Source organism: Actinomyces timonensis DSM 23838, from assembly GCF_000295095.1.
GTDB classification, from domain to species: domain Bacteria; phylum Actinomycetota; class Actinomycetes; order Actinomycetales; family Actinomycetaceae; genus Actinomyces; species Actinomyces timonensis.
Genome location: NZ_JH806632.1, coordinates 891,917 through 902,448 on the forward strand (window position 1 = coordinate 891,917; position 10,532 = coordinate 902,448).

Sequence of the window (10,532 nt, forward strand, 5' to 3'; positions counted from 1 at the left end):
ATGAGATCGAGCACCGCGACCCGCGCGCGGCGGGAGCCCCGGCACCGCCAGCCCATCGACCGCCGTGCTCGCCGCGAGGTCGCCGGGCGCGCGATGGAGCGCCTCCTCGCCGTCGTCCTCCTTATCGGCTTCGCCACCTGGAGCGCGCTGGTGGCCACGGGCCGCACCGCTCGCCTCGACGCCGTCTTCGCCCGCGTCCGCCCGCTCCTGCCCCGCTCCGCGGGCGCCCAGATCGCCGAGGCCTACGCCCTCCTCACCCACCCCGCCCTCATCACGGCGGCCATCGTCGCCCTCGCGCTGTGGTCCTTCAAGGAGAGGATGCGGCGCCTCGCCCTGGCCCTCCTCATGGCGGCGGCCGGCATCCCGGTCCACTGGCTCATCTCGAGCGCCCTGGACATCAGTCACCCGCATTCGCATCTGCTCGACTCTCTGTCCGTCGTCGGCGGCGCGTACCCGAACGCCCAGATCGCGGCCGTCACCATCGCCTCCTCGATGCTGCTCGTGCTCACTCGCGCCCACCGGCGCCCCACCTCGGACACGGCGGTGTGGTGGCTGGCGGGTATCGCCGCGATCGCCACCGCCTGCTACAGCCAGTGGGCCATGGGCCTGGCGCATGCCTCCGACCAGATCGGCGCCATCCTGTGGGGCGCCGCGGTGGCCAACACGAGCCTCGCCCTGGGAGGCATCGACACGATCCTGTCCTCCTGGGCGCGCCTGGGCCTGCCCACGCGCAGCGTCGACAAGCGCGCCGCCGTCATCTACAACCCCACGAAGTTCTACGACCTGTCCCTCCTGCGGCGCCGCATCGAGGCCGAGGTCCTCGCCGCGGGATGGCGCCCCACCCAGTGGCTGGAGACGACGGCGCAGGACCCCGGCCACTCCATGGCCCGCCAGGCCCTCGCCAGCGGCGCCGACCTCGTCCTCGTCGCCGGCGGGGACGGGACCGTGCGGGCGGTGGCCAGTGAGCTCGCGGGGACGGGACTGCCGATGGCGCTCATCCCGTCGGGCACCGGCAACCTGCTCGCCCGCAACCTCTCCATCCCCCTCGACACCGACGCCGCCCTGCGCCTGGCGCTCTCGGGCGAGCCCACGCGCATCGACCTCGTGCGCGCCTCCTGGGACTGCGGGCAGGAGTCCTTCGCGGTCATGGCGGGCCTGGGCCTGGACGCCCAGATCATGGCGGACACGAAGGACGAGCTCAAGAGGGTCATCCGCGCCGGCGCCTACGCCGTCGCCGCGGTGCATCACGCCAGCCCGCGCCCCTTCCGCGCCACCGTCGCCCTCGACGGCGCCGCCCCTGAGGAGCACGACATGGTCATGGCGCTGCTGGGCAACGTCGGCACGATCACCGGCGGCATGACGATCTTCCCGCGCGCCACCCCGGACGACGGCAAGGTGGACCTCCTCCTGGCACGCCCGGACCGCGTCATCGACTGGGCGCGCATGGGCGCGATGATCCTCGCGGGCCGCGTCCCGTCGGGCCTCACGCTCGCGCAGGCCTCGCGCGTGTCCATCCGCACCGATGAGCCCGTGCCCTTCGAGCTCGACGGCGACATCGCCGGCACCACCCGCGCCCTCGATATCGAGGTGGTCCCCGGGGCGCTGGCCGTCATCGCCCCGTCTCGCGGCTGAGCCCCTTCCTTCCCTTCCCCCTCCCCCGCTGGACCGGTCCGCCGCCGCCTCTGGCGCTCGATAGACTCGCGCCCATGACCTCTTCGATATCCCTGCGCTCCGGTCTCACGGTCGCCCTGGGCCGCGCGGCCCGCGTCGCCGCCCGCCTGCGCGGCGGCGGCAGCGGCGGAACAGCCTTCCCCGGGCTCGTCATGGAGAAGGCCGACCCCGGCTTCCTCGCCCGCGCGCTGGGTCAGCTGCCCATGGGCGTCGTCGTCGTGACCGGCACGAACGGCAAGACGACGACGACGAAGATGGTCGTCCAGCTCCTCGCCGAGCAGGGGCTGAGGGTCGTCACCAACCGGACCGGCTCGAACTTCGTGCGCGGGGTGCTCGCCTCCCTCCTCCACGACGTCGACGCCGCTGGCCGCCTGCGCGCGGACGTGGCGGTCCTCGAGCTCGACGAGGCCCACGCCGTCCGCTTCGTCCAGCTCGTCAAGCCGCGCGCCTGCCTGCTGCTCAACGTCATGCGCGACCAGCTCGACCGCTTCGGGGAGATCGACTACACCGCCTCCCTCCTGCGCAAGGTCGCCCTGGCCACCACGGGCGCCGTCGTCACCAACGCCGACGACCCGCGCCTGGGCGCGCCCGCCTTCACCGAGGGCCTGGCCGCTCCCGTGACCGCCTTCGGGGCGGGCGGCGAGCTGCGCTCCCTGTTCCTGTCCGACGACGAGCTGCGCACCGGCACCGCCGACGCGACCGCCGCCCGGCACGTGAGCCCCCGCGTGGTCCTGGAATCGCTGAGCGGCCAGGACGCCGTCGTCAGCGTGGACGGGGCGCCCCACGAGGTGCGTTTCGCGATCCCCGGCATCCACAACCAGCTCAACGCCTGCGCCGCCCTGGCCGTGGCCCTTCAGGCCCTGGGCGACCGCGCCGACGCCGCCCTGCCGGGCCTGCTCGACACGCTCGGTCGGGTTCGGGCGGCCTTCGGGCGCGGCGAGGTCCTGCGCCTCGACGGCCGCGAGGTCCAGCTCTCGCTGGTGAAGAACCCGGCGGGCTTCCGCATGGGACTGCTCACCGCCGCCACGGCGCCCGGCCCTGAGTCGGTCATGGTGGCGATCAACGACGAGTACGCCGATGGCCGGGACATGTCCTGGCTGTGGGACGTCGACTTCTCCGGACTGCGGGGAGAGGGCGTGGCCGTGGTGACGGGCGTGCGCGCCTGGGACATGGCGCTTCGCCTGCGCTACGACGAGGTGGATGTGGGGGCCGTGGAGCCGGATCTGGCCGGGGCCCTGGACGCCCTGCGCGAGGACTCGCGGCGCACGGGCCGTCCCATGCGCGTGTTCACCACCTACACGGCGATGCTCGCGCTGCGGGCCCGCCTGGGAGAGCTGACCGAGGTCGAGGAGGTCATGAAGTGAGCGCCCAGTTCTACGAGCACTCCGGCGAGGCGGGCAGCTCGAGCGCCGGCACCCTGCGGATCCTCCAGCTCTACCCCCGGGATATGAACATCTACGGGGACTGGGGCAACACCCTCGTGCTCACCCGCAGGGCCCAGTGGCGGGGCTACGACGTCGAGGTCCTGTCCTACGATCCGGGCGACGAGCTTCCCGGCGACGTCCACCTCGTGGTGGGCGGCGGCGGCCAGGACTCCGGCCAGGAGCGCATCACCGCGGATCTCCAGGCGCGCTCCGCCGATCTGCGCGCGTGGGCGCAGGGGGGCGTGGCGATGCTCGTCATCTGCGGGCTCTACCAGCTCTTCGGCCACCGCTTCCTCACCGGCCAGGGCAGCGAGATCCCGGGGATCTCGGTGTTCGACGCCGAGACCGTCGCCGGGGATGGGCGCCTCATCGGCAACATCACGACCACCAGCGAGACCTTCGGCACGATCGTCGGCTACGAGAACCACTCGGGGCTGACCACCCTGGCCCCGGGCCAGGCGCCCTTCGGGCGCGTGCGCTCGGGCGACGGCAACAACGGCAAGGACGGCACGGAGGGGGCACTCGCCCACCGCGTCATCGGCACCTACCTGCACGGCTCGCTCCTGCCGAAGAACCCGGCCGTGGCCGACTGGCTCCTTCAGGGGGCCGCGGGGGCCGCTGGCCTGGAGTGGGTCGGCGACGCCGTGGCGCACCCGAGTCTCGACGGCGCCTGGGCGGACAAGGCCCGCGCGGTGGCGATGTCCCGCCCGCGCTAAGGGGCACTGAGGCGCGCTGGGGCGCACTGAGGTTCGCTGATGCTGCGGCCCTCCCGCGCGGGAGCGCGCAGGAGTGCGCGAGGGTCACACGGAGGCCACCGAACTCACCTGCTGGCTTGCACGATCACGAGGATAGGCTATCCTGATTACTGGCAAGCGAGGGCGAGCCAAACACTCGTCCACCTGGAGATCAGCAGAGGACCACTGTGAGTACCCCATCCCTGACCCGCGGCGACGCCCGCACCCGGGCTGGCGCGACCGCGGAGAGCAGCCTCGGCCGCCTGCCCCTCGGGGCGCGCGCCATCATCACCGCCGTCGGCACCGCGCAGCAGGAGGCCGGTACCGCGCAGGGCCGTCTGGCCCGCCGCCTCCAGGACCTCGGCCTCATCCCCGGCCGCGCCATCACCGCGCGCAGGCGGGCGCCGCTGGGGGACCCGACCGTCTTCCAGGTGGCCGACTACGAGCTGTGCCTGCGCCGCCACGAAGCCGACCTCGTGACCGTCCGCGTCGTCGAGGACGGCGACCCGGCCGAGCAGGCGGCGGGAGCGGCCTCATGAGCGCCGAGCACTGCGGCGGCTCCGCCTCCTGCCACTGCGGAGCCTCGAGCACCGCCGTCGCCGTCGGGGACCGCAGGGTCGCACTGGCAGGCGCCCCCAACTCCGGCAAGACGAGCATCTACAACGCCCTGACCGGCCTGCGCGCCAAGACCGGCAACTACCCCGGCGTGACGGTGGCCCGCTCCCAGGGGCGCTGCGTCGTCGACGGCACGAGCCTGACCATCGAGGACCTGCCCGGCGCCTACTCACTGGAGCCCATCAGCCCCGACGAGCAGGTGGTGCGCGATGTCCTCACCGGCGACTGCCGGGAGGTGAGCACCCCGGACGCGCTGATCGTCGTCGTCGATGCCACGACGCTGCGCCGGGGCATGACCTTCGTGGCCGAGGCGCTCTCCCTGGGCCTGCCCACCTGCCTGGCCGTCACCATGACCGACGAGCTCGCGCGGCGCGAGGGCCGGCTCGACGTCGCCGCCCTCGGCGAGGCCCTGGGCGTGCCCGCAGTGCGGGTGCTGGGGCACCGCGGCATGGGCATCCCCGAGCTGCGGCAGCACCTGGCCGAGGTCGCCACATGGCCGCGCACCCCGCTCACCCCGCCGAGCGAGCCCGCCGAGCTCGCCTCCTGGACCGACTCGATCCTGGCGGCGGCCGACTACGCCTCCCCCGCCTCGGACTCAGCGACCTCCGCGGTCGACCGCGTCCTGCTGCACCCGGTGGCCGGGAGCATCGTGTTCTTCGCGGTCATGTACTTCTTCTTCCAGTCGATCTTCACCTGGGCGGGCCCCTTCCAGGACGCGATCGAGAACGGCATCGGCTCCCTGGGGGAGCTCGTCCACGGGTGGCTGGACGAGTCCCACCCGCTCCTGGGCGGCCTGCTGGGAGACGGCCTCATCGGCGGCGTCGGCGCGGTGCTCGTCTTCCTGCCGCAGATCGTCATCATGTTCCTCATCATCGCGATCCTGGAGGGCGTGGGGTACATGTCCCGGGCCGCCTTCCTCATGGACCGGGTGATGGGCAAGGCCGGCCTGGAGGGGCGCGCCTTCGTGGCACTGCTGTCCTCCTTCGCCTGCGCGATCCCGGGCATCATGGCCACCCGCACCCTGCCCAGCGCGAAGGACCGCCTGGCCACGATGCTCGCGGCGCCGCTGATGACCTGCTCGGCGCGCCTGCCCGTCTACGTCATCATGATCTCGCTGCTCGTGGACTCCGACGCCCGCATCGGGCCCTTCGGCGCGCGCGGCACCATCATGTTCGGCCTCTACCTGCTGGGCGCTTTCTCCGCGATGCTCGTGGCCTGGGTGGCCAAGCGCCTGACCGACCGCGATGGCATCCTCCTTCCCTTCTACATGGAGATGCCGCCCTACCGCCTGCCGCGCCCGCGCACGGTGGCCCTCATGGTGTGGGACGCCTGCAAGGGCTTCCTCAAGAAGGCCGGGACGATCATCACCCTGACCACCGTGGTGCTGTGGGTGCTGCTCAATGTGCCCATGCGCTCCGACGCCGACTTCGAGGCGGCCTGCGCGCGCAGCGCCGAGTGCTCCGCCATCACGGCGGCCGTGGACAACCCCGCCACCTCCACCGTGCTCGATGACGAGGGCGAGCCCATCACCGACGCCGACGAGCTCGACGCGCTGCTCGAGGCCCAGAAGACCTCCTACACGATGGACAACTCGTGGGCCGCCGCCATCGGGAAGGCGGTGGAGCCCGTCTTCGAGCCCCTCGGCTTCGACTGGCGCATCAACGTCTCCATCCTGTCCTCCCTCGCGGCGCGCGAGACCTTCGTGGCCACGCTCGGCCAGATCTCGGCCGCGGAGGACCCGGAGGCGCCCAGCGCCCACCTGGCCACGATGACCTACCAGGAGGACACGCTGACCAACAAGGCCGGGGATCCCCTCTTCAACTCGGCGACGCTGGCGGCGATCCTCGTGTTCTTCGTCTACGCCCTGCAGTGCATGGCGACGGCTGGCGCGATGCGCCGGGAGACGGGGACCTGGAAGTGGCCGCTCGTCGCCTATGGCTACATGTTCGTCACCGCCTGGGTGATGGCGGCCCTGGCCCGCACGATCGTCGCGGCCCTCCTGTGAGGCTCGCGCGGCGGTCGGCTCGCGGGCCCGTGCCCACCCATCCGCTGGCCACCCCCGATCCGGCGGTGCTGCGCTGGGTGGTCCCCGATGGGCTGCTGCCCTTCGCCGGGACGGTCGCCGCCGCGCCGACGGCGCTGCAGGCCCTCATGGACGACGGAACCCTCGCGGCCGTGGAAGCGGTGCCCGGGGCGGTGCTCACCCTGCTCGCGGATGGCCGCACGTGGGCGGACGAGGGCGCACGGGTGCGCACCGCGCTCGTCGAGGCCCTGGGCTCGCCGCAAGGCTGGCGGGGGACGGAGCAGGCCAGCGCCGTCGGGCCGGATGAGGCCCTGAGGGCGGCCGCTCAGGAGATCGCGGCCGGGCGCGTGGGCGCCTTTGCCCGCAGCCACGGCGGGACGCTCGAGGTGCGCTCGGTGCGCGACGGCGTCGTCGAGGTGGCGATGGAGGGGGCCTGCCACGACTGCGCGGCGGCGGCGATCACCATGCACGCGCGCTTCGAGCACCTGCTGCGGCGCCGCTGCCCCTGGCTCGCGGAGGTCCGGGAGGCCGTCTGAGCCGGGGAATCGCGGTGACGGGGGCGCGGGAGCCAACCACCACAGCCCTGGAGCGGATGCCACCAGCGGGCTTGCCGCTAATGTTCAACGTTCTCTATAGTGGTCAGGCACGCCTATCCAAACTTTATCCCGGAGGACTCATGCACCTGTCTCGCCGCAGCGCCCTCATCTCCCTGGCCGCGCTCTCAGTGGGCTCCCTGGCCGCCTGCGCCACCGACAAGAAGAAGGAGGGGGGCGCTGGCGCCTCGGCGGCCAGCGGCTCCCTGAGCATCGTGGCCACCACCGGCTACCTGGGCGACGCCGCGAAGAACATCGCGCCCGACGCCACCATCACCGTGCTCGTCGGCCCCGGCGGCGACCCCCACACCCAGGAGCTCACCACCAAGGACACCCAGGCCATCGAGAGCGCCGACGTCGTCCTGTGGACCAGCCACGACATGGAGCACAAGATGATGGACCAGCTCGAGGCCCTCGGCGCCAAGCAGGTCCCAGCCGCCGAGTCCATCCCCGAGGACATGCTGCTGCCCTGGGAGGAGGACGGCGTCGTCGAGGGCCACGACCCCCACGTGTGGAACTCCCCCGACAACTGGAAGCACGTGGTCACCGCCTGCGCGAACAAGATCGCCGAGATCGACTCCGCCAACGCCGACACCTACAAGGCCAACGCCGAGGCCTACAACAAGAAGATCGACGAGGCCAAGGAGACCGCCAAGAAGCTCTTCGACGCGATCCCGAAGGAGAACCGGGTCCTGGTCACCGGCCACGACGCCTTCAACTACCTCGGCAAGACCTACGACATCGAGATCCACGCCACTGACTTCGTCTCCTCCGAGTCCGAGAAGAGCGCGACGGACATCGATGAGCTCGCCGCCCTCATCGCCGAGAAGAACGTCAAGGTCATCTTCCAGGACAACCTCAAGAACCCCGAGGCCATCACCCATCTCAAGGAGTCCGTGTCCGCCAAGGGCGGCAGCGTCGAGGTCTCCGACAAGCCCCTGTACGCGGACTCGCTCGGCGAGGCCGCCCCGGTGGACACCTACCTGGGGGTCTTCGCCTACAACGCCGAGACCATCTCCGCCGCCCTCACCGGCAAGACCGCCTGAGCGCATCCGCCCCCGGGGAGCCCGTCATCGCGGCGGGCTTCCCACTGATGAGGACCCCCTGTGACGCACGATCCCGCCCCTCCCTGCGCCGTCGAGCACCTCTCGGTGGCCTACCACGCCCGCCCCGTCGTCAAGGACGTGACCCTGACCATCCCGGACGGCTCGGTGACAGCCATCCTCGGCCCCAACGGCGCCGGGAAGTCCACCCTTCTCAAGGCCTCCATGGGGCTCGTCCCCTCCTTGGCCGGCTCCGTGCGCTTCTTCGGCCAGGAGCTGTCCCGCTGCCGCGACCGGGTGGCCTACATGCCCCAGACCGCCGAGGTCGATTGGGACTTCCCCACCACGGTGCGCGACGTCGTCACCATGGGCACCTACGCCAGGCTCGGCTGGTGGCGCCACCCGGGCGCCGCCCAGCGCGCCACCGCCATGGAGGCCCTGGAGAGGGTCGGCATCCCGGAGCTGGCGGGTCGACAGATCTCCCAGCTCTCCGGGGGCCAGAAGCAGCGCGTCTTCATGGCGCGCACCCTGGCCCAGGAGCCCGACCTCTACCTGCTCGACGAGCCCTTCGCGGGAGTCGACGTCGCCTCCGAGCAGGCCATCATGGAGGTGCTCCGCTCCCTGCGGGACGAGGGGCGCACGATCGTCGTCGTCCACCACGACCTGTCCACGGTGAGGCGCTTCTGCACGCACGCGGTCCTGCTGTCCGACGGGCTGCTCGTGGCCGCGGGGCCCCTCGAGGAGGCTTTCACGGCGCAGACGCTGCACCGCGCCTACGGGCTGAGCGACGAGGCGCTCATGGGCGGGGGGCCGGACGCATGAGCGCCGCGCTCGCCCTGGCCGGGCTGCCGGCAGCGCCGCTCGCCGAGGTCTCCGCGCTCCTGCCCGGCGCCGTCGGCCCCGGCGCGCTCCTGGCCTCCTACACCTTCCGCATGATGCTGCTGGGAACCACGGTCGTGGGCCTGACCGCGGGGGTGCTCGGAGCGTTCCTGTACCTGCACAAGCAATCGCTCGTCTCCGACATCATCGGGCACGCCGCCACCCTGGGCGTGGCCGGCTCCTTCATCATCGCGACGGCCCTCCTCGGCATCGGGGGAAGGTCCATGCTCGTGCTGACCATCGGGTCGATCATCGCTTCCACCTGCGCCGTTCTCCTGGCGAACTGGATCGCGGCGCGCTCGCGCGTGGGGCTCGACGCCGCGATGACGATCTGCCTGGCGCTCTTCTACGGGGGCGGGATGGTGCTCATGCGGATCATCGTCCACTCCTCCCTGCCCGAGCGCGGGGGGATCACCTCCTACATGTTCGGCAACGCCGCCACCCTCACTCGGGCGGATCTGACCACCATCCTGGCCTTCGGGGCCGCGTCGCTCATCGTGGTGGCGGTGTGCTGGAAGGAACTGGCGCTGCTCACCTTCGATCCCATCGCCTGCCAGGCCATGGGATTCTCCCCGCGTATCCTCTCCCCACTGCTCCTGGGGACAGCCACCGTGGCTATCGTCATCGGCATCAAGGCCGTCGGGCTCATCCTCATGGTGGCCTTCGCGATCATGCCGGCCGCGGCCGCGCGGCAGTGGACGCACCACCTGTGGTCGATGGTGGGGCTGGCCGGTGCGATCGGCGGCGCCTCGGGAGCGATCGGATCGGCTCTGGCCGTCAACCTCGGCCGCGTGCCGACCGGACCAGTGGTCGTCCTCGTCCTGGCGGTCTTCCTCACCGTCTCACTGCTGGGTGCGCCCGAGCGCTCGATCCTGCGGCGCCGGGCCCGTCTGCGCAAGCAGCGCCGGGATTTGCTGGCTCAGATCACTGCCGAGAGCGAGGGAGCCCGCTGATGCCCTTCATCGTCTCCGTCGCCGTCCTGGCCGTCACCACCGCCCTCACCTGCGCCCTGCCTGGAACGCTCCTCGTGCTGCGCCGCCAGGCGATGCTCGTGGAGGCCATGTCCCATGCCGTCCTGCCCGGGATCGTCATCGGCGCGATCGTCTCAGGATCCACGCGCTCGCCCCTCATGGTGGTGGCCGCCTCCCTCATGGGGCTGCTCGTCGTGCTGGGCGCCGAGCGCCTGCGCGCCTCCGGGCTGGTGACCGGGGACGCCGACCAGGGCCTGGTCTTCCCGGTGCTCTTCGCCATCGGCGTGCTCCTGCTGTCCACCGCGCTGTCCCAGGTCCACATCAGCGAGGACACCGTCCTCACCGGCGACCTCAACCTCATGGCGCTGGCGCCCGAGCACATCCTCGTGGCCGACGGCGGCATCGACCTCGGCCCGCGGATGATGTGGCGCCTGGCGGGCGTCTTCGCGATCACGGCGGCCTATATCGCCCTGTGCTACCCGACTCTCAAGATCTCCACCTTCGACCCCGTCTCTGCGCGCACCATGGGCATGCCGGTGCGGCGCACCGACCTTGGCCTCATGATGCTCGTGGCGCTGA

General features: G+C 71.9%; 10 protein-coding genes. All 10 read left to right on the forward strand.

Features of this window, described 5'->3' with window-relative positions; translation table 11 throughout:
• Entirely contained in the window at nt 1–1,632 is a 1,632-nt protein-coding gene (locus A1QA_RS0104015; RefSeq protein ID WP_017177642.1) for a diacylglycerol/lipid kinase family protein, read from the forward strand.
• 74 nt (nt 1,633–1,706) lie between these two features.
• Nucleotides 1,707–3,035, forward strand: a complete 1,329-nt coding sequence (locus A1QA_RS0104020) for a Mur ligase family protein (RefSeq protein ID WP_017177643.1) — start codon at nt 1,707–1,709, stop codon at nt 3,033–3,035.
• On the forward strand, nt 3,032–3,811 hold the full coding sequence (locus A1QA_RS0104025; protein WP_017177644.1) for a type 1 glutamine amidotransferase: 780 nt from the start codon (nt 3,032–3,034) through the stop codon (nt 3,809–3,811). Before A1QA_RS0104020 ends, A1QA_RS0104025 begins: the two co-directional genes overlap by 4 nt.
• Nucleotides 3,812–4,017: 206 nt before the next feature.
• Nucleotides 4,018–4,368 carry a FeoA family protein gene (locus A1QA_RS13355; protein ID WP_017177645.1) on the forward strand — a complete coding sequence of 117 codons (351 nt, stop codon included), beginning with the start codon at nt 4,018–4,020 and terminating at the stop codon, nt 4,366–4,368.
• The gene (feoB, locus tag A1QA_RS0104035; RefSeq protein WP_017177646.1) at nt 4,365–6,449 is read left to right on the forward strand and encodes a ferrous iron transporter B; all 2,085 of its coding nucleotides are present in this window, start codon (nt 4,365–4,367) and stop codon (nt 6,447–6,449) included. Before A1QA_RS13355 ends, feoB begins: the two co-directional genes overlap by 4 nt.
• A gap of 29 nt (nt 6,450–6,478) precedes the next feature.
• Nucleotides 6,479–7,003 carry a NifU family protein gene (locus tag A1QA_RS0104040; RefSeq protein ID WP_017177647.1) on the forward strand — a complete coding sequence of 175 codons (525 nt, stop codon included), beginning with the start codon at nt 6,479–6,481 and terminating at the stop codon, nt 7,001–7,003.
• Nucleotides 7,004–7,143: 140 nt separating this feature from the next.
• Nucleotides 7,144–8,106: a metal ABC transporter substrate-binding protein gene (locus A1QA_RS0104045; RefSeq protein ID WP_017177648.1), complete on the forward strand. Its 963-nt coding sequence runs from the start codon at nt 7,144–7,146 to the stop codon at nt 8,104–8,106.
• A gap of 60 nt (nt 8,107–8,166) precedes the next feature.
• Nucleotides 8,167–8,925 carry a metal ABC transporter ATP-binding protein gene (locus tag A1QA_RS0104050; RefSeq protein ID WP_017177649.1) on the forward strand — a complete coding sequence of 253 codons (759 nt, stop codon included), beginning with the start codon at nt 8,167–8,169 and terminating at the stop codon, nt 8,923–8,925.
• Complete coding sequence (locus tag A1QA_RS0104055) at nt 8,922–9,935, forward strand: metal ABC transporter permease (protein ID WP_017177650.1); 1,014 nt, start codon at nt 8,922–8,924, stop codon at nt 9,933–9,935. The genes A1QA_RS0104050 and A1QA_RS0104055 overlap by 4 nt, the downstream gene beginning before the upstream one ends.
• On the forward strand, nt 9,935–10,532 hold a 598-nt coding region (locus A1QA_RS13360; RefSeq protein WP_017177651.1), incomplete at its 3' end, for a metal ABC transporter permease. The genes A1QA_RS0104055 and A1QA_RS13360, both read left to right, overlap by 1 nt.